This is a genomic window from Pseudomonas sp. FP453 (genome assembly GCF_030687495.1).
Lineage (GTDB): Bacteria > Pseudomonadota > Gammaproteobacteria > Pseudomonadales > Pseudomonadaceae > Aquipseudomonas.
Map to the genome: position 1 here is coordinate 4,917,056 of NZ_CP117435.1, position 22,163 is coordinate 4,939,218.

The 22,163-nt window shown below is 60.9% G+C and carries 18 protein-coding genes and 1 pseudogene; 11 read left to right on the forward strand and 8 right to left on the reverse strand.

Translation table 11 applies throughout. The features are described 5' to 3' along the window. Positions 1-76: 76 nt before the first annotated feature. Entirely contained in the window at positions 77-562 is a 486-nt protein-coding gene (locus PSH87_RS22320) for a YajQ family cyclic di-GMP-binding protein (RefSeq protein WP_017738036.1), read from the reverse strand. A gap of 123 nt (positions 563-685) precedes the next feature. Here PSH87_RS22320 and PSH87_RS22325 point away from each other — a divergent pair, with 123 nt between their 5' ends. The 3 genes from PSH87_RS22325 to PSH87_RS22335 are packed head-to-tail and all read left to right on the forward strand — an operon-like array spanning position 686 to position 4,267. Continuing rightward, a complete protein-coding gene (locus PSH87_RS22325; protein WP_305431168.1) occupies positions 686-1,603 on the forward strand; it encodes a putative 2-dehydropantoate 2-reductase in 918 nt (305 codons plus the stop codon). Positions 1,604-1,649: 46 nt separating this feature from the next. After that, positions 1,650-3,686 (forward strand): PAS domain-containing sensor histidine kinase, encoded by a 2,037-nt coding sequence (locus PSH87_RS22330; protein WP_017738038.1) that lies wholly within the window; start codon positions 1,650-1,652, stop codon positions 3,684-3,686. Positions 3,687-3,688: 2 nt separating this feature from the next. Further along, on the forward strand, positions 3,689-4,267 hold the full coding sequence (locus PSH87_RS22335) for a cob(I)yrinic acid a,c-diamide adenosyltransferase (RefSeq protein WP_017738039.1): 579 nt from the start codon (positions 3,689-3,691) through the stop codon (positions 4,265-4,267). A 117-nt stretch (positions 4,268-4,384) separates the two neighbouring features. On the opposite strand, the gene PSH87_RS22340 is transcribed toward PSH87_RS22335, so the two are convergent. From PSH87_RS22340 to secA, 3 genes are all read right to left on the reverse strand, one after another. After that, positions 4,385-5,329, reverse strand: coding sequence for a Nudix family hydrolase (locus PSH87_RS22340; RefSeq protein WP_305431170.1), 945 nt, complete (start codon positions 5,327-5,329; stop codon positions 4,385-4,387). 20 nt (positions 5,330-5,349) lie between these two features. Next, entirely contained in the window at positions 5,350-6,567 is a 1,218-nt protein-coding gene (gene argJ / locus PSH87_RS22345; protein ID WP_124524956.1) for a bifunctional glutamate N-acetyltransferase/amino-acid acetyltransferase ArgJ, read from the reverse strand. A 124-nt stretch (positions 6,568-6,691) separates the two neighbouring features. Next, positions 6,692-9,427: a preprotein translocase subunit SecA gene (gene secA, locus PSH87_RS22350; RefSeq protein WP_017738042.1), complete on the reverse strand. Its 2,736-nt coding sequence runs from the start codon at positions 9,425-9,427 to the stop codon at positions 6,692-6,694. Positions 9,428-9,732: 305 nt separating this feature from the next. Between secA and PSH87_RS22355 the strand changes: the two genes are divergently transcribed. Further along, positions 9,733-10,188: a DUF721 domain-containing protein gene (locus PSH87_RS22355; protein ID WP_026136959.1), complete on the forward strand. Its 456-nt coding sequence runs from the start codon at positions 9,733-9,735 to the stop codon at positions 10,186-10,188. Between the two features lie 4 nt (positions 10,189-10,192). On the opposite strand, the gene PSH87_RS22360 is transcribed toward PSH87_RS22355, so the two are convergent. Further along, a complete protein-coding gene (locus PSH87_RS22360) occupies positions 10,193-11,671 on the reverse strand; it encodes a helicase HerA-like domain-containing protein (RefSeq protein WP_305431175.1) in 1,479 nt (492 codons plus the stop codon). A 347-nt stretch (positions 11,672-12,018) separates the two neighbouring features. Between PSH87_RS22360 and PSH87_RS28910 the strand changes: the two are divergent. Both PSH87_RS28910 and PSH87_RS28915 read left to right on the forward strand, forming a co-directional pair. Continuing rightward, positions 12,019-12,858 (forward strand): annotated as a pseudogene (locus PSH87_RS28910) (cache domain-containing protein); the annotation flags it as partial. A 141-nt stretch (positions 12,859-12,999) separates the two neighbouring features. Beyond that, entirely contained in the window at positions 13,000-13,764 is a 765-nt protein-coding gene (locus PSH87_RS28915; protein WP_370695332.1) for a methyl-accepting chemotaxis protein, read from the forward strand. Between the two features lie 474 nt (positions 13,765-14,238). Here the strand turns inward: PSH87_RS28915 and PSH87_RS22370 are convergent, their stop codons facing one another. Together PSH87_RS22370 and purU are read right to left on the reverse strand one after the other, a co-directional pair. Beyond that, complete coding sequence (locus tag PSH87_RS22370) at positions 14,239-14,409, reverse strand: hypothetical protein (protein WP_305431177.1); 171 nt, start codon at positions 14,407-14,409, stop codon at positions 14,239-14,241. Between the two features lie 86 nt (positions 14,410-14,495). After that, entirely contained in the window at positions 14,496-15,344 is an 849-nt protein-coding gene (purU, locus tag PSH87_RS22375; RefSeq protein WP_017738047.1) for a formyltetrahydrofolate deformylase, read from the reverse strand. A gap of 346 nt (positions 15,345-15,690) precedes the next feature. Here purU and mvaT point away from each other — a divergent pair, with 346 nt between their 5' ends. Continuing rightward, positions 15,691-16,065: a histone-like nucleoid-structuring protein MvaT gene (gene mvaT, locus PSH87_RS22380; RefSeq protein WP_005790963.1), complete on the forward strand. Its 375-nt coding sequence runs from the start codon at positions 15,691-15,693 to the stop codon at positions 16,063-16,065. Between the two features lie 86 nt (positions 16,066-16,151). Here mvaT and sbcB read toward each other — a convergent pair whose 3' ends face one another. Next, on the reverse strand, positions 16,152-17,579 hold the full coding sequence (gene sbcB / locus PSH87_RS22385) for an exodeoxyribonuclease I (protein WP_017738048.1): 1,428 nt from the start codon (positions 17,577-17,579) through the stop codon (positions 16,152-16,154). 167 nt (positions 17,580-17,746) lie between these two features. On the opposite strand from sbcB, the gene PSH87_RS22390 reads away from it, so the two are divergent. Genes PSH87_RS22390 through PSH87_RS22405 form a run of 4 tightly spaced genes read left to right on the forward strand, consistent with a single transcriptional unit; the run spans position 17,747 to position 22,086 of the window. Then, positions 17,747-18,439: an RDD family protein gene (locus PSH87_RS22390; RefSeq protein ID WP_305431178.1), complete on the forward strand. Its 693-nt coding sequence runs from the start codon at positions 17,747-17,749 to the stop codon at positions 18,437-18,439. Further along, a complete protein-coding gene (locus PSH87_RS22395; RefSeq protein WP_305431179.1) occupies positions 18,436-19,416 on the forward strand; it encodes a stage II sporulation protein M in 981 nt (326 codons plus the stop codon). The genes PSH87_RS22390 and PSH87_RS22395 overlap by 4 nt, the downstream gene beginning before the upstream one ends. Further along, a complete protein-coding gene (locus PSH87_RS22400) occupies positions 19,403-20,932 on the forward strand; it encodes a DUF4129 domain-containing protein (RefSeq protein ID WP_305431180.1) in 1,530 nt (509 codons plus the stop codon). Before PSH87_RS22395 ends, PSH87_RS22400 begins: the two co-directional genes overlap by 14 nt. After that, a complete protein-coding gene (locus tag PSH87_RS22405; protein ID WP_305431182.1) occupies positions 20,929-22,086 on the forward strand; it encodes a DUF4350 domain-containing protein in 1,158 nt (385 codons plus the stop codon). Before PSH87_RS22400 ends, PSH87_RS22405 begins: the two co-directional genes overlap by 4 nt. Positions 22,087-22,163 lie beyond the last annotated feature (77 nt).

The following is a 22,163-nucleotide window of genomic DNA, read 5'->3' on the forward strand; positions in this document are numbered from 1 at the left end:
CCCGTAGGGCTCAATGGCAGGCGCAGGTTCTGGGGCGTGGGACGTCAAAAACGCCTTCAGGTTCCCCAAATGGCCATCAGTCGCGGAAGTTATTGAACTGCAGCGGCATGTCGAAGGTCTTGGCGCGCAGGGCGGCGATCGCCTCTTGCAGATCGTCACGCTTCTTGCCGGTGATACGCACCTGCTCACCCTGGATGGCCGCCTGGACTTTCAGCTTGGCGTCCTTGACGTGAGCAACGATTTTCTTCGCCAGCTCCTTGTCGATGCCTTCCTTGAGGACGGCTTCCTGCTTCATCAGCTTGCCGGAGGCGTAGGCGTCCTTGATTTCCAGGCACTGCGCATCGATCTTGCGCTTGACCAACGACAGCTTGAGGATCTCGATCATCGCTTCCAGCTGGAATTCGGCTTCAGCGGTCAGGTTGACAGTCAGGTCCTTTTCCTTGAATTCGAAGCTGCCCTTGCCTTTCAAGTCATAGCGACGGTCCAGTTCCTTGACGGCGTTCTCGACGGCGTTGGTGACTTCGTGTTTGTCCAGTTCGGATACCACGTCGAACGAAGGCATGTCATTTCTCCAATATAAGGGGCGGGCTCAGTAGAGATGGAGCGCGCCCGAGCTAAAATGCCGGGGCATTATAGCGGTTCTTTCGCCCCGTTCACTGCGGGCGACCCTACGGAGCAAAAACTGATGTCGATCACCTGGCATATTCTCGGCGCCGGCAGCCTTGGCACCCTGTGGGCTACACGATTGGCGCGGGCGGGCGTGCCGGTCAGGTTGATAGTGCGCGACAAAACGCGCCTGGCCAGCTATCAGGCCGGGCCAGGGCTGACGCTGGTGGAACACGGCATCCCACACACCTACCCAGTGATCGCTGAAACATCCGACAGCCCGGAGCCAATCCATCGCCTATTGGTCGCGTGCAAAGCCTACGACGCTCAAGGTGCCGTCGCACAGCTGCAACAGCGTTTAGCTGCGGACGCCGAATTGATCCTCCTGCAAAACGGTCTCGGCAGCCAGGATGCGGTGGCCGCCCAATTCCCCCTGGCCCGCTGCATTTTTGCCTCCAGCACCGAAGGCGCCTTCCGCGACGGCGACTGGCGCGTGGTGTTCGCCGGCCACGGCTACACCTGGCTGGGTGACGTAGGCCATCCCACCCCGCCGCTGTGGCTGGAAGACCTGCACGCTGCCGCAATTCCTCACGACTGGAGTACCGACATCCTCACCCGCCTGTGGCGCAAGCTCGCACTCAACTGTGCGATCAATCCGCTGACGGTGCTTTACCAATGCCGCAACGGCGGCTTGCAGGCCCACGCGTGCGAAGTCGCGACGCTCTGCGCGGAACTGAGCGAGCTGCTCGAATGCTGCGGCCAACCCGCCGCCGCCCAGGACCTGCACAGCGAAGTGACGCGGGTGATCGAAGCGACCACGGCCAATTACTCCTCGATGTATCAGGACGTGGCCAATGCCCGGCGCACCGAAATCAGCTATCTATTGGGCTATGCTTGCCAGGCGGCGGCCCGTCACCAATTGAACCTGCCCCATCTGCAACAGTTGCAAGTGCGCCTGGTCGAGCAGTTACGCGTACGCGGATTGCCCCAAGACTGAGCCACGCGCTACCCTGCCCGCCTGTCTATCACCTGGGAAAACCCTGATGCCGCTGCGCCAGCGTCTTGAAAATCTACCGGTCGGGCAGAAACTGCTGGCCGCCCTGCTGGTGCTGCTGACCACCGTATTGCTGGTGGCCAACCTCACTTTTATCAGCGCCGCCTACTGGATCTCCCAGGAAAGCATGGCCCCCCAGGCACTCCAGGCCATCGGCCGATTGGTGTCCAACCCCGCCCTGGCAGCAGAAGCCCTTGAGTCACCGGCCAAAGCCGACGCCTTGCTCAATGAGCTGACCAGCTACTCGCCCCTGCGCGCCGCAGCCTTGTATGACGGTGAAGGCAACCGCCTGGCGCAGATGCAACACGGCGACCGTCTGCACCTGCCGGACCACTACCGACACATCGAAGCCTGGCGCGTCACCGAGTTTCGCAGCAACCAAATCATCACCCTGCCCCGTCCGGGCCAGCCGTCCGGACACTTGCTGCTGGTGGCCAGCAGTGAACTGCCGGTGGCGTTCTATACTGGCACCTTGACTGCCAGCCTGGGCATCCTGATTTTCAGTGTGCTGCTGTGGCTGATCATTGCCCGGCAGATCAAACGCCTGATCACCCGGCCGATCCACGAATTGGAAGAACTCTCGCGCCAGGTTACCCGTGAAGAGAACTACGCCCTGCGCGCCGGCCGTGGCAACCACGATGAAATCGGCAGCCTGGCCGAAGCCTTCAACACCATGCTGTCACGCATCGAAGCCCGCGAGCAGCAGCTCAAGCGCGCCCGGGACGATTCCCAGGAAGCCTACGCCCAAGCCCAGGGCCTGGCCGAAGAAACCCGCCACACCAACCGCAAACTGGAACTCGAAGTCCAGGTGCGCAGCAAGATCGAGAAAAAGCTGACGGGCTTCCAGAACTACCTCAACAGCATCATCGACTCGATGCCGTCCGCCCTGATCGCCCTGGACGAGCAACTCTACGTCACCCAGTGGAACCAGGAGGCCAGCGCCCTCTCCGGCACGCGCCTGGATGAGGCGCTGAACCAGCCGATCTTCCTCGCCTTCCAGCCCCTCAAACCGTACCTGCCACAGATCAAGGCCACCGTTGAACAGCACACCGTGGAGCGTATCGAGCGTGTCACCTGGATCAAGGACGACGAACCCAAGCATTACGCCCTGACCTTCTACCCGCTGATGGGCGGCGCCGGGCGCGGCGTGGTGATCCGTATCGACGACATCACCCAGCGCCTGTCCCTGGAAGAGATGATGGTGCAGTCGGAAAAAATGCTCTCCGTCGGCGGCCTGGCTGCCGGCATGGCCCACGAAATCAATAACCCGCTGGGGGCGATCCTGCATAACGTGCAGAACATCCGCCGCCGCCTCTCGCCCGACCTGCCCAAGAACCTCGAACACGCCGAGCAGGCGGGCGTGGAACTGGAGGTCGTGAACCGTTACCTGCGCAGCCGCGAAGTGCCGCAACTGCTCGACGGCATCCAGCAGGCCGGTGCGCGGGCGGCGAAAATCGTTACGCACATGCTCAGTTTCAGCCGCCGCAGCAATCGGCAGATGGCGCCGTGCGACCTGCCCGCGCTGATCGATCAGGCCGTGGAAATCGCCGGCAATGATTTCGACCTGACCATCGGCTTCGACTTCAAGGGCCAAGCCATCGTCCGCCAGTTCGACCCGCAACTGGGCCCCGTGCCCGGCACCGCCAACGAACTGGAACAGGTGCTGCTCAACCTGCTGAAAAACGCCGCCCAGGCCATCCACCTGCGTGAAGACGACCGCGAGCCGGGGCGCATCATCCTGCGCACGCGCCTCAACCCGCCGTGGGCGGAAATCCAGGTGGAAGACAACGGCATCGGCATGAGTGAGAACGTGCGCAAACGCACCTTCGAGCCGTTCTTCACCACCAAGGAAATCGGCCAGGGCACCGGGCTTGGCCTATCGGTGTCGTATTTCATCATCACCAACAACCATAAGGGCCAGATGGAAGTGCACTCCACCCTCGGCCAAGGCACCTGCTTCACTTTGCGCCTGCCCTTGGCCGGCAGCCAACTGCCGCCTTACGAACTGACTCAACTGGAGCAATGACCATGGGCTTTCGCCTGTCGAAGATCTACACCCGCACCGGTGACAAAGGCGAAACCGGCCTTGGCGACGGCCGCCGCGTACCCAAGGACCACCCTCGGGTCGAGGCGATTGGCGAGGTGGACAGCCTGAACAGCCAGTTGGGGTTGTTGCTGGCCAACCTGGAAGAACAATGCGGCAAACATCCTGAATTGAAGGACGTGATCGAGGTGCTGACACCTTGCCAACATCGCCTGTTTGACCTCGGCGGCGAACTGGCAATGCCGGTGTACAAGGCCTTGAATGCAGCGGAAGTGGACCGGCTGGAAGCGGCAATTGACCGCTGGAACGAGGAAGTCGGGCCGCTGGAGAACTTCATCCTGCCCGGTGGCTCGGCGTTGATCGCCCAGGCCCATGTGTGCCGCAGCCTGGCGCGCACTGCGGAGCGACGCTGCCAGCAGTTGAATGCGATTGAGCCGTTGGAAGGCGTGGGGTTGGCGTATATCAATCGGTTGTCGGATTTGTTGTTTGTGGCGGCGCGGATTATTGCCAAGCGTCAGGGTGTTGCGGAGGTTTTGTGGCAGGCGGCGGCCAAGCCGCACTGATGATGTTGTAGTGTTTGATCCGGCCCTATCGCGGGCAAGCCCGCTCCCACATTGGGTTTGTGAATACATTCAAAATGTGGGAGCTGGCTTGCCTGCGATGAGGCCGGCAAAGCCACCTCAAACCTCAGGCCAGAACGCCCGGATTCCCGCAACGCCTTGGGCTCCCGCCTCCCAAGCCTTCTCCCGCTCGGCCGGCCCAACCCCACCCAGCAGAAACACCGGTTTGCTGAACCCACTGATCAACTCTGCCGCCTGCTCCCAGCCCAACGGCTGCGCATCAGGATGAGTCTGCGTCGGCTGCACCGGCGATAGCGTGACAAAATCCACGTCCATCAATTCCGCCAGCGCCAGTTCTTCGGCATTGTGGCAAGACGCCGCCAGCCAGCGGTCCTTCGGCAATGGCCGACCTTTGCTCGCGTACTTGCGCAGTTGCGCCGAGGTCATGTGCCAGCCGGCCGCAGGAAAATCCCCCAGCCATTCAAATGGCCCCTTGAGCATCAACTGCGCCTTGCCCGCACACAGCCCAACCGCGTCCACCGCCAGGTCACGGTATTTCGGGTCGTAACCGTTAGGCGCACGCAGTTGAACCAGCTTGATCCCACCGGCAATGGCTTTCTGGATGCCACGCAACAGCGTCGGGGTTTCCAGCTCGCCTGGGGTGATCAGGTATTCGGCCGGCAAACGCGCCGCCGCCACAATCGGCGCATTGGCCGCCGGGAATTCGTAGTTGGGCAAGTCCCGCGCTGCGACCCATTCCAGCGGCTGCCCTTCGGCACCGTGTGGCTCGCCGGTAAACGCCGACACTTCCCAGACATCCAGCAACACCTGTTTGTCCGGGTAGTCATGCTGCACCTTGATCAACGGCCGCGCCGTGGTGACCTGGATACCCAACTCTTCCTGCAACTCGCGGGACAGCGCGGTGGCGACCGATTCACCGGCCTCCACCTTGCCACCGGGAAACTCCCAGAGGCCGCCCTGATGCTGGGAATCGGCGCGGCGCGCCAGCAGAATCCTGCCGTCGACACCACGGATCACCGCTGCTGCTACATGCACTCGTTTCACCGCGCTTATCCTCTTGGCAATCAGGTACGGTATTCCGCGTTGATCTTCACGTACTCGTGGGACAGGTCGGTGGTCCAGATGGTTTCGCTGCAATCGCCGCGACCCAACTCGATGCGGATGGTGATTTCTTCCTGCTGCATCACCGCCGAGCCCTGGGCTTCGGTGTAGGTTTCGGCACGGGCGCCACGGCTGGCGATGCACACGTCACCGAGGAACACGTCGATCTTGCTCACGTCCAGGTCCGGCACGCCGGCACGGCCAACGGCGGCCAGGATGCGGCCCCAGTTCGGGTCGGAGGCGAACAGTGCGGTCTTGATCAGTGGCGAGTGGGCCACGGTGTAGCCCACGTCCAGGCATTCCTGGTGGTTGCCGCCGCCATTGACTTCAACGGTGACAAATTTGGTAGCGCCTTCGCCGTCGCGCACGATGGCCTGGGCCACGTCCATGCACACTTCGAACACGGCCTGCTTCAACGCCGCGAACAACGGGCCGCTGGCCTCGGTGATTTGCGGCAGGTTGGCCTGGCCGGTGGCGATCAGCATGCAGCAGTCGTTGGTCGAGGTGTCGCCATCGATGGTGATGCGGTTGAACGACTTGTTCGCGCCGTCGAGGATCAGGCTGTGCAGCACCTCGCGGGAAACCTTGGCGTCGGTGGCGATGTAGCCGAGCATGGTGGCCATGTTCGGGCGGATCATGCCCGCGCCCTTGCTGATGCCGGTCACGGTAACGGTCACGCCGTCGTGCACAAACTGGCGGCTCGCGCCTTTGGGCAGAGTGTCGGTGGTCATGATGCCGGTGGCAGCGGCGGCCCAGTTGTCTACCGACAGGTCATCCAGCGCGGCTTGCAGGGCGCCTTCGATCTTTTCGACGGGCAGCGGCTCGCCAATCACACCGGTGGAATACGGCAGCACTTGGCTGGCATCGACGCCGGTCAACTCGGCCAGCTTGGCGCAGGTACGCGCAGCCGCCACAAGGCCTGGTTCGCCGGTGCCCGCGTTGGCATTGCCGGTGTTGGTCAGCAGGTAGCGGATCGTGCCCGCCACGCGTTGCTTGGCCAGGATCACCGGCGCTGCGCAGAACGCGTTGAGGGTGAACACACCCGCGACCGTCGAACCTTCGGCACAGCGCATCACCACCACATCTTTACGCCCCGGACGCTTGATGCCGGCCGAAGCGATACCGAGTTCAAAACCGGCAACCGGGTGCAAAGTGGGCAAAGGACCAAGACCAACAGCCATGAATGCGCTCCTTAAAAATCAGATGATGTGTGTGCCGTCGTAAGCGACGGTGAAATTAATGGCAAAACGCCGCGACGGCAAAGGCCGGTCGCGGCGCGGGGTGTTGCAGCGTCAGGGCGAAATCTTATTCGATCTGGCCGTGGCAGTGTTTGAACTTCTTGCCCGAACCGCAGTAGCACAGCTCGTTGCGGCCCAGTTTCTGGTCGTTGCGCACTGGCGTCTGAGCCAAGGCCACATCGACCTCTTCGCCCAAGACTTCAGGCGCGTCCAGGCCCGGTGCTTCGTCGTGCTGGAACTGCATGCGCGCCGCCAGTGCCTCGGCTTCCTGGCGCAGGCGAGCCTCTTCCTCGATCGGGTCTTCGCGACGCACCTGAACGTGGGACAGCACGCGGATCGAATCGCGCTTGATCGAATCCAGCAGCTCGGAGAACAGCGTGAACGACTCGCGCTTGTACTCCTGCTTCGGGTTCTTCTGGGCATAGCCACGCAGGTGGATGCCGTGACGCAGGTGGTCCATGGTCGACAGGTGGTCTTTCCACAGGTCGTCCAGCACGCGCAGTACGATTTGCTTCTCGAAGGTGCGCAGTGCTTCGGCACTCGCCTGCTCTTCTTTCTCGTTGTACGCGGCCAGCAGTTCGGCCATCAGTTTTTCGCGCAGGGTTTCTTCGTACAGGTGGTCGTCTTCGTCCAGCCACTGCTGAACCGGCAAGTCCACGCCAAAGTCGCTCTTCAACGCGGCTTCCAGACCGGCAACATCCCACTGCTCAGGCAGGGATTGTGGCGGAATGTGTGCGCTGACGGTGGCGTTGAGTACGTCCTGACGGAAATCGGCGATGGTCTCGCCAATGTTGTCGGCGGCCAGCAACGTGTTACGCATGTGATAGATCACTTTACGCTGTTCGTTGTTGACGTCATCGAACTCGAGCAGTTGCTTACGGATATCGAAGTTGCGGCCTTCAACCTTGCGCTGCGCCTTCTCGATGGCGTTGGTCACCATGCGGTGCTCGATCGCTTCACCGGACTGCATGCCCAGGGCCTTCATGAAGTTCTTCACCCGATCCGAGGCGAAGATGCGCATCAGGCTGTCTTCCAGGGACAGGTAGAAGCGGCTGGAACCGGCGTCACCCTGACGGCCGGCACGACCACGCAGCTGGTTGTCGATACGGCGCGATTCGTGACGTTCGGAAGCGATCACCTGCAAACCACCGGATTCCAGCACGGCCTGGTGGCGTTTCTGCCAGTCAGCCTTGATCTGGGCGATCTGCTCAGGGGTCGGGTTGTCCAGGGAAGCGACTTCCACTTCCCAGTTGCCGCCCAACAGGATGTCGGTACCACGACCGGCCATGTTGGTGGCGATGGTCAGTGCGCCTGGGCGACCGGCCTGGGCGATGATCTCGGCTTCTTTTTCGTGGAACTTGGCGTTGAGGACCTTGTGCTCGATGCCTTCCTTGTTGAGCAGGTTCGATACGTGCTCGGAAGTCTCGATGGTGGCGGTACCCACCAGGATCGGACGACCCTGGGCCATGCCGTCCTTGATGTCGTTGATGATGGCCGCGTATTTCTCTTCGGCCGTCAGGAACACCAGGTCGTTGAAGTCTTTACGGGCCAGCGGCTTGTTCGGTGGGATCACCATCACGGCCAGGCTGTAGATCTGGTGGAACTCGAACGCTTCGGTGTCGGCTGTACCGGTCATGCCGGACAGTTTGTTGTACAGACGGAAGTAGTTCTGGAAGGTGGTGGACGCCAACGTCTGGCTTTCAGCCTGGATGTTGAGGTGTTCCTTCGCTTCGATGGCCTGGTGCAGGCCTTCGGACAGGCGACGACCCGGCATGGTACGGCCGGTGTGTTCGTCGACCAGTACAACCTGGCCGTCCTGCACGATGTATTCAACGTTGCGATGGAACAGCTTGTGGGCGCGCAGGCCGGCATACACGTGGGTCAACAGGCCCAGGTTGTGTGCAGAGTACAGGCTTTCACCTTCGGCCAGCTCGCCGATCTGGGTCAGCATCTCTTCGACGAACTGGTGACCAGCTTCGTTGAGCTCGACCTGGCGGGTCTTCTCGTCGATGGAGAAGTGACCTTCTTTGGTCACCACGCCTTCCACTTCCTCGATGTGCTGCTCCAGGCGCGGGATCAACTTGTTGATCTCGGTGTACAGGCGCGAGCTGTCTTCGGCCTGGCCGGAGATGATCAGCGGGGTACGGGCTTCGTCGATGAGGATGGAGTCGACTTCATCGATCACGGCAAAGTTGAGTTCGCGCTGGAATTTTTCATCCATGCTGAACGCCATGTTGTCGCGCAGGTAGTCGAAACCGAATTCGTTGTTGGTGCCGTAGGTGATGTCGCAAGCATAGGCCGCGCGTTTCTCTTCCGGCGGCTGGAACGGCGTTACCACGCCGACGGTCAGGCCGAGGAATTCATACAGCGGACGCATCCAGTTGGCGTCCCGGCGGGCCAGGTAGTCGTTCACCGTCACAACGTGCACGCCCTTGCCGGACAGTGCGTTGAGGTAAACGCCCAGGGTTGCCACCAGGGTCTTGCCTTCACCGGTACGCATTTCGGCAATCATGCCTTCATGCAAGGTCATGCCGCCGATCAACTGGACGTCGAAGTGGCGCATGCCCATGACACGCTTACCGGCTTCACGGGCGACCGCAAAGGCTTCGGGAAGCAGCTTGTCGAGGGTTTCACCTTTGGCTATGCGGGCCTTGAACTCTTCGGTCTTGGCGCGCAATTGGTCGTCCGAAAGGGCAACCATCTGCTCTTCGAAGCCGTTGACCAGTTGCACCGTCTTGAGCATGCGTTTGACTTCGCGCTCATTCTTGCTTCCAAAAAGTTTCTTTAACAAAGGCGCAAACATATCGGCAGGTTCTTCCACACATAGGGATGGAGGGCGCACCGTGAGTGGCCCGAGCAGCCCTCACGGCCGCATGCGAACGCGCATTCTACCCGGATTCGTGGGTGAGGAAAGTGGCGTTGTTCCCCGATGCTGGCATGGTGCTGTGAGAGGGCTTGTTTAAAATAAGGGCTTTTGCTGGAACTTCAACCCATGGAGCACAGAAGTTACCTATTGATTTCGCAGGTTTTGCCCGGCCGATGCGTTGCGTGGGGGCATTCAGGCGCTTTCTGCTAAGATGGCCGCTCTGTTACTTAAGGTGTCCAATAATGGCATTTCGCCCCCTAATAGCCCGCGCTCCCGGCGCGTTGCTTCGCGAAGCCAAGCCGTTGAAAGCCATCTTCGGCCATGCGCAACGCCTGGGCCATCTGCAACGCCTGCTCGAAACCCAGCTGCAACCCGCTGCACGTGAACATTGTCACGTGGCGTCCTGGCGCGAAGGTAACCTGCTGCTAATTGTCACAGACGGCCATTGGGCGACCCGCTTGCGCTACCAGCAAAAACGCCTGCAACGGCAATTGATGGCCTTTGATGAGTTCGCCAGCCTGATGCGCATCCAGTTCAAGGTCCAACCACCCACCGTCCAGCAAGGCGCGGTGGGGCATACCATGGACTTGTCGGAAAACGCGGCCGAAACCATTCAGGCAACGGCCGACGGCATCAGCGACCCAGGCCTGCGCGCCGCACTGGAACGGCTCGCCGCCCACGCCAAGCCGAAGGCCTGAACCACTACTTGCGCTTGCTGCCGCCAAGCAACGACCCCAACAACCCGCGCACCAACTGCCGGCCCATCTGATTGGCGGCCTGTTGCATCGCGGACTTCAGCGCCTTGCCTGCCGTGGTGCCCAGGAATGCGCCGGCCTTGTCGGTAAAGCTCGGTTCCGCATCGGCCGGCTTGGCTTCTTCGGTCGGCCCCAACTCCTTACGCGCCATCAGCACTTCATAGGCCGATTCGCGGTCGATGGGCTTGTCATAGCGCCCCGCAAGCGGCGAACTGGCGATCAGCGCCGCGCGCTCAGCCTCGCTCAACGGCCCGATCCGCGATTGTGGCGGTGCAACCAATACGCGCTGGACCACTTCCGGCGTGCCTTTTTCCTGCAACGTCCCCACCAATGCCTCACCCGTGCCCAATTCGGTCAGCACCGCCAAGGCGTCAAAGGCCGGGTTTGGCCGGAAACCGTCCGCCACCGCCCGCAGGGACTTCTGCTCTTTGGTGGTAAACGCCCGCAGACCATGCTGGATACGCAAACCTAGCTGCGCCAACACAGTGTCCGGCAGGTCCCCCGGGGATTGCGTGACGAAATACACGCCAACGCCCTTGGAACGGATCAGCCGCACCACCTGCTCCAGGCGTTCTTGCAAGGCCTTGGGCGTATCGGCGAACAACAAATGTGCCTCATCGAAAAACAGCGCCAGCAGCGGTTTGTCCGCATCACCGCGCTCCGGCAGTTGCTCGAACAACTCTGCCAACAGCCATAACAGGAAGGTCGCATAGACCTTCGGCGACTCATGCACCAGGCGACTGGCATCCAGCAGATGGATGCGCCCCCGGCCGTCGCTGGCCGGCTGCAGAATATCTTCGAGTTGCAGGGCCGGCTCGCCAAACAAGGCTTCGGCGCCCTGTTGTTCCAGCACCGCCAGGCGACGCAGCAGTGCCTGGCTGGAGCCGGTGGTCATCAACGCCGCATCGTCGCCCAGCAGTTCCGGGTGATACCGCAGGTGGTTGAGCAGCGCCTTGAGGTCCTTCAAGTCCAGCAACAACAGGCCTTCGCGGTCGGCCACCTTGAAGGTCGCGTAGAGCGCCGACTGCTGGCTGTCGGTGAGTTCCAGCAACGCGCCGAGCAGCAAAGGGCCCATCTCGCTGATAGTGGTACGCAACGGATGACCGGACTGCCCGTGGATATCCCACAACGTGACCGGGTATGCCTTGGCCGTGTAGTTGAGGAAGGGCATGCCGGCAATCCGCTCGGCCACCTTGCCCTGTGGGTTGGCGGCGGCGCCCAGGCCACAGAGGTCGCCCTTGATGTCGGCGGCAAATACCGCCACACCGGCATCGCTGAACGCTTCGGCCAGGCGCTGCAAGGTTACGGTCTTGCCCGTGCCGGTGGCGCCGGCGATGAGCCCATGGCGGTTGGCCAGGCGCATGGCCTGGGCGATGGGCTGGCCTTCAAGGTCTGCGCCGATCAGGAGTTGCGTGAAGTCGGACATTTTCTCACCCGTGGTTAAGCTTTAGTGCAGCAAGGTCGATATAGACAGATGTGAGACCCACAAAGTCTAAAAATAGGTCAGATCGTTCCCACAGGAGCCAGCGGAACTGTCACAAGCAATAACACACCTTTTTTGACGCTGCCATTCTGCGCCCCCATAAGGGCGCGCATCGGATATCAAGACCTTAGCGGACCCTACAAGCCATGAATAAAAATCTACGCTTCAGCCACAAAATCCTGCTTGCAGCCTCCCTTATCGTCGTCGCCGCTTTTGCGCTGTTTACCCTCTACAACGACTACCTGCAACGCAACGCGATCCGCAACAACCTCAACAGTTACCTGCATGAAATGGGCGATGTCACCGCCGGCAATATTCAAACCTGGCTCAGCGGGCGCATTGCGCTGGTCGAGAACGCGGCGCAAAACATCGCCATCAACCCGGAACCCAACGTGGTCGCCAGCCTGCTGGACCAGAAAAGCCTGACCTCCTCGTTCATGGCAACCTACGTTGGCGACAGCAGCGGGGCCTTCACCATCCGCCCCGACACCAAGATGCCCGACGGCTTCGACCCGCGCACCCGCCCCTGGTACAAGGGCGCCCAGACCAGCAACGGTTCAACCCTGACCGAGCCCTATATCGATGCGGCGACGGGCAAGTTGATCATTTCCATCGCCACCCCGAGCACCAAGGCCGGCCAGGCCATCGGCGTGGTGGGCGGCGACCTGAGCCTGCAAACCCTGGTGGACAACATTGGCGCACTGGACCTGGGCGGCATGGGGTATGCCTTCCTGGTCAGCGCCGACGGCAAGGTCCTGGTACACCCGGACAAGAACCTGGTGATGAAGTCCCTGGCCGACGTCTATCCAACCAACACCCCGAAAATCAGCAGCGACTTCAGCGAAGTCGAGGCCAACGGCAAGGACAACATCATCACCTTCACGCCGATCAAAGGGTTGCCGTCGGTGAACTGGTACCTCGGCATTTCGGTGGACAAAGACAAAGCCTTCGCCATGCTCAGCGAATTCCGCACCTCGGCGGTGATCGCGACGGTGATTGCGGTGGTGATCATCATCGCCCTGCTCGGCATGCTGATCCGCGTGCTGCTGCAACCGCTGCACCTGATGACCCGTGCCATGCAAGACATCGCCGATGGCGAGGGTGACCTGACCCGCCGCCTGACCATCCAGAACCACGACGAGTTCGGCACCCTGGGCAATGCCTTCAACCGTTTCGTCGAGCGCATTCATACCTCGATCCGTGAAGTGTCCTCGGCCACCGGGCAGGTCAATGAAGTGGCCCTGCGCGTGGTCAGCGCCTCCAACTCGTCGATGCTCAACTCCGACGAACAGGCCAACCGCACCAACAGCGTCGCTGCTGCCATCAACCAACTGGGCGCCGCCGCCCAGGAAATCGCTCGCAACGCCGCGCAAGCCTCCAGCCAGGCCAGCGATGCGCGCAACCTGGCGGAAGACGGCCAGCAAGTGGTGGAACGCAATATCAAGGCGATGACTCAGCTATCGGCGATGATCAGCGCTTCCAGCACCAATATCGAGGCACTTAACAGCAAAACGGTGAACATTGGGCAGATCCTTGAAGTGATCACCAGCATCTCCCAGCAAACCAATCTGCTGGCGCTCAACGCCGCGATCGAAGCGGCCCGTGCCGGGGAAGCGGGACGCGGGTTTGCCGTGGTGGCCGATGAAGTGCGCAACCTGGCGCACCGCACCCAGGAGTCGGCGCAACAGGTGCAAACCATGATCGAAGAGCTGCAAGTCGGCGCCCGGGATTCGGTCAGCACCATGAGTGAGAGCCAGCGCCACAGCCAGGACAGCGTGGAGATTGCCAACCTCGCCGGCGAACGCCTGAACAGCGTGACCCAGCGCATCGGCGAGATCGACGGCATGAACCAGTCGGTCGCCACTGCCACCGAGGAGCAGACCTCGGTGGTGGAGTCGATCAACATGGACATCACCGAGATCAACACCCTCAACCAGGAAGGCGTGGAAAACCTGCAATCGACCTTGCGTGCCTGCGCTGACCTTGAGCAACAGGCTGGGCGGTTGAAGCAGTTGGTCGGCAGTTTCCGTATCTGACCCATCAAGGCATAGGTATCTACACAACTTTGAGCATTGCTGCTGGACCTGTGGCGAGGGAGCTTGCTCCCGTGACGGCCTGACAGTCGGGCGATTTTTACCGGGTGTAAACCGGTTCAAAATGTGGGAGCTGGCTTGCCTGCGATAGCTATGTGTTAGGCGCTGAGGCGTTCTGGTCGGAGTACATATCCGTTATTTAGGTAACGGCTGATATTGGTTCCGCCCTTACGGCGGGTCACTTTTGGAAAAGAGCCCCAAAAGTAACCAAAAGGGCTCTTGCCCCACCACTCGGCACCTCGCCTAGGCTCGGTGTGCCCTCTCTCCGGCCAGCGTGGTTAACGGGGCGCCTAAGATCAAAAGCCAAATCAAAAGCCAGAGCCAGAGCCAGAGCCAGAGCCAGAGCCAGAGCCAGAGCTTCGGGTTTTGTCAGGTCCAGTCGTTGTGTCGATACCTATGTTCATCAAGGGCAAGCCGTTACGCCTTGTCGTCTTCGGCCTTGCCCTGCTCACGCTCCCACAGCTCGGCGGCACCCGGAAATTCGGTGCCGTCTTCAGCGTCGAGGTCATCCGGGTCATACCGACTCAAACAACCCTCCCCCAACGTCGCCGGGGCTTTGGACGTGGCTTTGTCCAGCGGATCGCTCATGCTCCACTCCTTGATGGCAGGCAAAGAAAAAGGGCCTGGGACGATTTAACGCCCAGGCCCTTCATTCTTCAATCACAACCCGTTGATCAGAACACGACGGTCTTGTTGCCGTGGACCAATACGCGGTCTTCCAGGTGATAGCGCAGGCCACGGGCCAGTACCATCTTCTCGACGTCACGGCCGAAGCGCACCATGTCTTCAATGCTGTCGCTGTGGCTGACACGGACCACGTCCTGCTCGATGATCGGGCCGGCGTCCAGTTCTTCGGTCACGTAGTGGCACGTCGCGCCAATCAGCTTCACGCCGCGCAGCGAAGCCTGGTGATAAGGCTTGGCGCCGACAAACGACGGCAGGAAGCTGTGGTGAATGTTGATCACCTTGCCCGCGTACTCACTGCACAGCTCCGGCGGCAGGATCTGCATGTAGCGCGCCAGCACCACGACGTCGGCTTCATGCTGCTTGACCAGGCGGGAGACTTCGGCAAAGGCCGGCTCCTTGTCCTGCGGGTTGACCGGCACGTGGTGGTACGGGATGCCATGCCACTCGACCATGCTGCGCAGGTCATCGTGGTTGGAAATCACACAGGCGATCTCGCAGTCCAGCTCGTCACTGTGCCAGCGGTGCAGCAAGTCGGCGAGGCAGTGGGATTCGCGACTGGCCATCAGCACCACGCGTTTTTTCTGCTCGGTGTCGGTGATGTGCCAGGTCATCGAAAACTCTTCGGCAATCGGCGCAAATGCGTCGCGGAAGGCATCAAGACCAAAGGGCAGCGAGTCGGCACGAATCTCGTGACGCATGAAGAACCAACCGCTGAGATTGTCCGAGTGATGGCTCGCCTCGGTGATCCAGCCGTTGTGGGAGGCCAGGAAATTACTGACTTTGGCAACGATACCAACCCGGTCCGGGCAAGCAATCACCAGCCGAAAAGTGCGCATTAGGGGGAAACTCCAGAACTTCGCAAAGGCCGCCATTCTAGCGACAACGCAGAAAAACTGCAGTATCCGTTGCGCCCATTCTGAGCCTGCACCCCGGACACATCCCTTAACTGCGCATGGTTTTTCCCACCGTTATATGAACGCTTAACAGCAAGATTGCGCAGTTAGGCGTTTTAAGGAAATTATCTTTGCGCCTACGCCCTATTAATTAATTCGAACGCAGGGCACTGCCACAAACATTCAACGTAATTCACATAAATACACCCTTAAATGTTTACTTGAGGATTTGGCCTGACTATTATTGGCCCACTTCCTGTCAATCAGCGCTCTACATAAGGTAGTCCACATGTCCCTGATCAACGAATACCGCGCCACCGAAGAAGCTATCAAAGAGCTGCAAGCCCGTTTGAAAAACCTGTCCCAAGACGACAAGCTGCAAACTGAGCTGGAATTCGAAGGCAAACTGCGCACCCTGATGGGTGAATACTCCAAGTCCCTGCGTGACATCATCGCGCTGCTGGACCCGGAGTCGAAAGTTAAGGCCCCACGTGGCGCCGTGAAAACTACCGGCACCAAGCGTGCACGCAAGGTCAAGCAATACAAGAACCCGCACAACGGCGAAGTGATTGAAACCAAAGGTGGCAACCACAAAACGCTGAAAGAGTGGAAAGCCAAGTGGGGCGGTGACGTGGTTGAAGGCTGGGCTACCCTGCTGGGCTAAGCCTCATCGGGCCAAGGCCTGATACGCGACACATTGAAAACGCCAGCTTGCTGGCGTTTTTTATTGCCGGTTTTTTAATACCCCGATTACAAATTGAAGCGTGCCGCTAAAGAATCGGCATAGTGCTGCCACTGATCCAACACCTGAAGCTGATACGGCGTAGCACTTACCGCCAACTCCAGACGTGCCTGGTTAAATGCCTCAAGGGTAATCGGCGCCCCCCACTCAGAATCAGTCAAACGCTGCGCACAGAACAGTTTCCAGCGTTGTTGCTCCTCGCTGTTCAAGGTCTCCGGAAAGTTACGCGCACGGTAGCGAAATAATAATTCGGGTAGGCGATGATCATCGAAAGGCCACGGCTGGCTCGCTAATTGTGCCGGTTCGGCGTTACGCACTTGCTCGCATAAGCGACGATCACGATCACCGATAAAACCATCATAAAGCTGCTGCTCCGGGTCTTGGGTCGGCGCAAAATCTTCCTCGGCATAAATCGCCGCCAACTTGTCGCGCCAAACTTCCTGTGCGTCAGTTAGCCGCAGCGCACGCGCCTGATAACTGTCCATATCCAATTGCAACCGCTCGCGATCTTGCGCCCGCAGCACACTCAATGGCGCCACCACCGGGCAACGATTGATGTGCAGCAACTTGAGGGGCACCGGCAACTCGCCCTCTGCCAGGTCATCACGCCGCGTGTAAAGGCGCTGGCGTAGCGTCTCGGCATCCAGGTCCAGCAACCCTTGAGGATCGAGGCCCAGGTCGCACACGATCAACGCATTGCGGTTGCGTGGGTGCCACGCCAACGGCAGCACCACGCCCAGGTAATGGCGCTCGGCAGAAAAGCGCCCGGAAATATGCACCATCGGTTGCAGCAGCCGTACCTGGTCCATCACACGCTGCTTGCTGCGCAGTTCGAACAGCCAGTCGTACAGCTTGGGCTGTTTTTCCCGCACCAGGCGCGCCAACGCGATAGTGGCGCGCACGTCGGACAAGGCATCGTGGGCCTGGCCATGGTCAATCCCGTTGGCCGCGGTCAGGCGTTCGAGCTTGAGCGTGACGCGCCCGTCCTGTTGCGGCCACTCGATGCCTTCCGGGCGCAGGGCATAGGCGGTACGTACCACGTCGATCAAGTCCCAGCGGCTGTTGCCCCCTTGCCACTCACGCGCATAGGGGTCGAAAAAGTTGCGATACAGGCTGTAGCGCGTCATTTCATCGTCAAACCGCAGGGTGTTGTAACCCGCCCCGCATGTACCGGGGGCTGCCAGCTCCGCGTGCACCCGCGTCATGAAGTCGGCCTCGGCCAAGCCCTTTTGCGCGAGGATGTCGGGGGTGATGCCAGTGATCGCGCAAGCCGCAGGATGGGGCAGGATATCGTCGCTGGGTTGGCAGTACAGGTTGACCGGCGGCCCGACTTCGTTCAGTTCGAGGTCGGTGCGAATACCAGCGACCTGCAGCGGGCGATCGCTGCGCGGGTTGATGCCGGTGGTTTCATAGTCGTACCAGAAAATGGAGGTCACGGGCTGTTCCTGTGCTGATGATGCGCAAAGTCTAGGCGCTGCAAGGCGCTCGAAGCCAGCGCGATCTCGCCTGTACAAACATCCAGCAAAAGCTTGAGTGGTTGCTTCCAGCGCCGACACTGCTAGCATCCGTGTCTGCCAGCCATACAGCACTGCCAAGGATCGCGATGCCATCAGCCCCATTGGACACCCGTTACCAGATCGAGACCCCGGAGGGCATCGACCTGCCGCTGCGCCCCGCCGGTCTTGCGCCTCGTGCATTGGCCTTCGCGTTCGACCTGGGCTTGCGCGGGCTGGTCATGGGCATCCTCATCGTCCCCCTGGCGTTGCTCGGCAACATCGGCATCGGCATCGGTTCGCTGCTGCTGTTCCTGGTCGGCTGGTGGTACATGGTGCTGTTCGAAGTGCTCAACCAGGGCTGCTCGCCAGGTAAACAGGTGATGGGCTTGCGTGTCGTACAGGACGACGGCACGCCCATCAGTTGGTCAGCCTCATTGATTCGCAACCTGCTGCGTTTTATCGACATGCTGCCTTTCGGTTATTTTCTCGGGGCCATCAGTTGCCTGCAGCACCCTCATTTCAAACGGCTCGGCGACCTGGCCGCCGGCACCCTGGTGATCTACCACGAACGCCCCCTGCCACGCCCCAAAGTGCCCCAGGCCGCCGCGTTGCGCTTGCCCTTCGCCCTGGACCTCGACGAGCAGCGCGCCATTCTCGGCTTTGCCGAACGCCAGGGCGAACTGTCCGCTGAGCGGGTTCACGAACTCGCCTCCATCCTCGCGACGCCCTTGCAAGTGTCTCCGGCCCGCGCCGTCGAGCAACTCAACGGCGTGGCCCGTGGGCTATTGGGGCCGACATGAAACAGAGCCTTTTCGAACACAGCCACCAGCCCCAATGGCAGGCTTTTGCCGCACAGCTGGAACATTTGGAGCAGGGCAAGGCCAAGGCCGGTGACCTGGCCGGCTTCCCCCATCAGTATCGACGCCTGTGCCAACACCTCGCCCTGGCTCAGGAGCGTGGCTACAGCAGTTACCTGGTGGACCCGCTGCAGCAATTGGCCCTGCGTGGCCATCAACAGTTGTATCGCCATCGCAGCCAATTGGGGGCGAAGGTATTGAGCTTCGTACTCGCGGACTTCCCTCGCCTGGTGCGCGCCCAGTGGCGCTTTGTGCTGGCCGCCAGCCTGCTGTTCTTCGGCAGTCTGGTGGGCGTAGCACTGCTGGTGTTCCTGTTTCCCGACCTGATCTACAGCATCGTCAGCCCCCAGCAGGTGGCCGAGATGCAAAGCATGTATGACCCCGCTGCCAGCCACCTCGGGCGGGCCGCCGAGCGCGCGTCCAGCGAAGACTGGATGATGTTTGGCTACTACGTGATGCACAACACAGGCATCGCCTTCCAGACCTTTGCCGCGGGCTTGCTCCTGGGTTTGGGCAGTGTGTTCTTCTTGATTTTCAACGGCCTGATCATCGGCGCAATCTCCGGGCACCTCACCGAAATCGGCTACGGCCAGACGTTCTGGTCATTCGTGATCGGTCATGGTGCCTTTGAACTCAGCGCCATCGCCCTGGCCGGCGCGGCCGGCCTGCAGTTGGGCTGGGCGTTGATCGCCCCCGGGCAACTGACCCGCGGTGAATCCCTGAGGCTGGCGGCCCATCAAAGCGTGCAGATGCTCTGCGGCGTGATGGTGTTCCTCCTGATCGCTGCATTTATCGAAGCCTACTGGTCCTCCACCACCAGCATTGCGCCGTGGCTCAAATACCTCGTGGGCGCCCTGCTCTGGCTGCTGGTGGCCACTTACCTGATCTTTGCCGGACGGACTCACCATGCGCCTGAGTAATGCAAGCGTGGTGATTCGCCCTCGCACCTCCTGGGAGGCCATGGACCTTGGGGTGCTCATGGCGCAGGAACATCGCTGGCTGCTGATGGGCAGTTGGGCGTTGGTGACATTGCCGATTTTCGCGCTGCTGACCGCACTGCTGTGGAAGTACCCCTCCATGGTCATGTTCCTGTTCTGGTGGTTGAAGCCGGCCTTTGAGCGTCTGCCGCTGTATATCCTGTCCAAAACCTTATTTGCAGAAACGCCCAGTATCGGCCAAGCCGTACGCCAATGGCCGCACCAGCTCAAAGGCCAATTGCTGGCCAGCCTGACCTGGCGGCGCTTCAGCCTGAGCCGCAGCTTCGCAATGCCCGTCAGCCAACTCGAAGGCCTGGATGGCAAGGACCGCCAACGCCGCCTCGGCGTATTGCAGCAACGCAATGCCGGGGCCGGGCGCTGGCTGACTCTTATCGGGATGCACCTGGAAATGGGCCTGTGGCTTGGCTGCATGGCCCTGTTTTATTTATTCATACCCCAACAACTTGAACTGGATTGGGACTGGCGACGGCTGGCATTGGCAACCGGTTCAGAGGCGCTCTGGCTGGAACACCTGGGCAATGGGTTCTACGCACTGATCCTGGTGTTCTGGGAGCCTATCTACGTGGCATGCGGCTTCAGCCTTTACCTCAATCGCCGCACCGCTCTGGAAGCCTGGGACCTGGAGCTGGTGTTCCGCCGCCTGCGTCAACGCCTGGGCAGCGTGGCGCCGCTGGCGTTGCTGATGATCGTGCTGGTATCAACCCCGTTCAGCCGACATGCCATGGCCGATGATGCGCCGCCGTCCACACCAGTGACCACCCAAGCCGCCAGCCAGTCGATCAAGGCATTGCTGGAAAAGCCCCCTTTCAAAAATCCGGAAACCGTCACCCGTTATCACTTCGGCGAAGAAAAACCCGCCGCAAGCGCCAAACACAAAGGTGACGGCAAACTGCCTGCCTGGTTGCAGGCATTGCTCGACAACCTCAACAGCAATGCCTTCAAGCGCATTGCCGAGGGCGTCGAGATACTGCTTTGGAGCCTGTTGGCAGGCGGCATTGCCCTGTTGGTCTGGCGTTATCGCGACTGGCTGCACACCTTTGTCACCCGGCGCCGGCCACGCCAGCCCAAAACCGGCAAGCCGCTGCCGACGCAACTGTTCGGCCTGGAACTGGGCGTTGAAACCCTGCCGGACGATATCGCCAGCACCGCTGAGCGACTTTGGCCCACGCAGCCACGGGAAGCGCTTGGCCTGCTCTATCGCGGCCTGCTCAGCCGGCTGTTGCACGACTTCAACCTGCCACTCAAGAGCGCGGACACCGAAGGCGAGGTCCTGGAACGTATTCAGCGATTGCAGCAGCCGCAACTGCTGGCCTTCAGCGACGAGCTGACTCGACACTGGCAAAACCTTGCGTACGGCCATCGCCTTCCCCCGGTCCAGGCTCAACAGCAACTGTGCAGTCACTGGCGCACCCTGTTCAACTCGGGAGCGACCCAATGAACCGGCCATTCCTGTGGATCGGCCTGCTGCTCATGGGCCTGCTGGGGGCAGGGAGCTATTTCCTCTGGAGCCGGATGGTCCCCTACGATGAAGTCATCGACCACGGCCCCTCGCCAGAAGCCAGGGCCAACCCTTACCTGGCGGCGGAACACTTTCTGCGCCAGCACGGCCTGAGTGTCCAACACGCCAAAGGCCTGGAGCGCCTGGAGACCCTTCCCGCCAAGGGCAGCAGCCTATTGTTACTGGGGGAGCGCAGCAACATGTCGCCTCGCCAGGTCGAACAACTCCTGGCGTGGGCCAAGGCCGGCGGCCACCTGCTGCTGGTAGCCGAAGCACTGTGGGACGACGAAAGCGGCAAAAGCGGCGACTTGCTGCTTGATCGCCTGCATCTGCGCCAGACATTGAGTGACGAACCTGAAGAGCCCGTCCAGGCCCGAAAAAAGCGGGCGCCCGACCTGACCAAGCTCTATGTCGACAACGAAACCGCCCCGGCCTATTTCAGCTTCGACACTGACTTCAACCTCACCGACCCCAAGCACCTGGCGCAGTTTTCCGCCAACAGCGCGAAGTCCAGCCACCTGATGCAAGTCAAGCTCGGGCAGGGCAATGTGACGGTGATCACCGACAGCGACCTGTGGAAATACCCGGCAATCGGCAAGCACGACAACGCCTGGCTGTTGTGGTACCTCAACCAAGGCACCGTTGTGACCTTGCTGTTCAACAGCGACGTGGACGACCTCTTCACCTTGTTGCTGCGCTATTTCCCCCAAGCCCTGGTGGCACTCGTCGCACTGCTCGCCCTGGCGCTATGGCACGCCGGCATGCGGCAAGGTCCGATACGCGCCCCCGCGCCCAAGGCGCGCCGGCAATTGCTGGAACACTTGCAGGCCAGCGCCGACTTCCTGCTGCGCCGCAGTGGCCAGGGTGCCCTGTTGCAAGCCTTGCAGCGCGACATACTGCGCGCCGCCCGGCGTCGCCACCCAGGTTTTGAACACCTCGACACGGCTGAACAGCAACAAGCCCTAGAACAGCTGACACGCCAACCTTCTCACGTCATCAGTCAGGCCCTCGACCCACTTCCGGCAAAACGGCTTTCCAGTGCCGATTTCAGCCGGCAGGTGGCAAGCCTGCAAACTCTCAGGAACGCCCTATGATCCGGCACCTTGCAACCGTTAAGTATTACGTCTAATAGAAACAGACCCTCACGAATTCATAGTTCCAAGATGTGCTT

What these genes read in the sequence shown, in the direction of transcription:
- PSH87_RS22320 (WP_017738036.1), bottom strand. Translation starts at nt 562, where the DNA reads ATGCCTTCGTTCGACGTGGTATCCGAACTGGACAAACACGAAGTCACC.
- PSH87_RS22325 (WP_305431168.1), top strand. Translation starts at nt 686, where the DNA reads ATGTCGATCACCTGGCATATTCTCGGCGCCGGCAGCCTTGGCACCCTG.
- PSH87_RS22330 (WP_017738038.1), top strand. Translation starts at nt 1,650, where the DNA reads ATGCCGCTGCGCCAGCGTCTTGAAAATCTACCGGTCGGGCAGAAACTG.
- PSH87_RS22335 (WP_017738039.1), top strand. Translation starts at nt 3,689, where the DNA reads ATGGGCTTTCGCCTGTCGAAGATCTACACCCGCACCGGTGACAAAGGC.
- argJ (WP_124524956.1), bottom strand. Translation starts at nt 6,567, where the DNA reads ATGGCTGTTGGTCTTGGTCCTTTGCCCACTTTGCACCCGGTTGCCGGT.
- secA (WP_017738042.1), bottom strand. Translation starts at nt 9,427, where the DNA reads ATGTTTGCGCCTTTGTTAAAGAAACTTTTTGGAAGCAAGAATGAGCGC.
- PSH87_RS22355 (WP_026136959.1), top strand. Translation starts at nt 9,733, where the DNA reads ATGGCATTTCGCCCCCTAATAGCCCGCGCTCCCGGCGCGTTGCTTCGC.
- PSH87_RS22360 (WP_305431175.1), bottom strand. Translation starts at nt 11,671, where the DNA reads ATGTCCGACTTCACGCAACTCCTGATCGGCGCAGACCTTGAAGGCCAG.
- PSH87_RS28915 (WP_370695332.1), top strand. Translation starts at nt 13,000, where the DNA reads ATGCTCAACTCCGACGAACAGGCCAACCGCACCAACAGCGTCGCTGCT.
- PSH87_RS22370 (WP_305431177.1), bottom strand. Translation starts at nt 14,409, where the DNA reads ATGAGCGATCCGCTGGACAAAGCCACGTCCAAAGCCCCGGCGACGTTG.
- purU (WP_017738047.1), bottom strand. Translation starts at nt 15,344, where the DNA reads ATGCGCACTTTTCGGCTGGTGATTGCTTGCCCGGACCGGGTTGGTATC.
- mvaT (WP_005790963.1), top strand. Translation starts at nt 15,691, where the DNA reads ATGTCCCTGATCAACGAATACCGCGCCACCGAAGAAGCTATCAAAGAG.
- PSH87_RS22390 (WP_305431178.1), top strand. Translation starts at nt 17,747, where the DNA reads ATGCCATCAGCCCCATTGGACACCCGTTACCAGATCGAGACCCCGGAG.
- PSH87_RS22395 (WP_305431179.1), top strand. Translation starts at nt 18,436, where the DNA reads ATGAAACAGAGCCTTTTCGAACACAGCCACCAGCCCCAATGGCAGGCT.
- PSH87_RS22400 (WP_305431180.1), top strand. Translation starts at nt 19,403, where the DNA reads ATGCGCCTGAGTAATGCAAGCGTGGTGATTCGCCCTCGCACCTCCTGG.
- PSH87_RS22405 (WP_305431182.1), top strand. Translation starts at nt 20,929, where the DNA reads ATGAACCGGCCATTCCTGTGGATCGGCCTGCTGCTCATGGGCCTGCTG.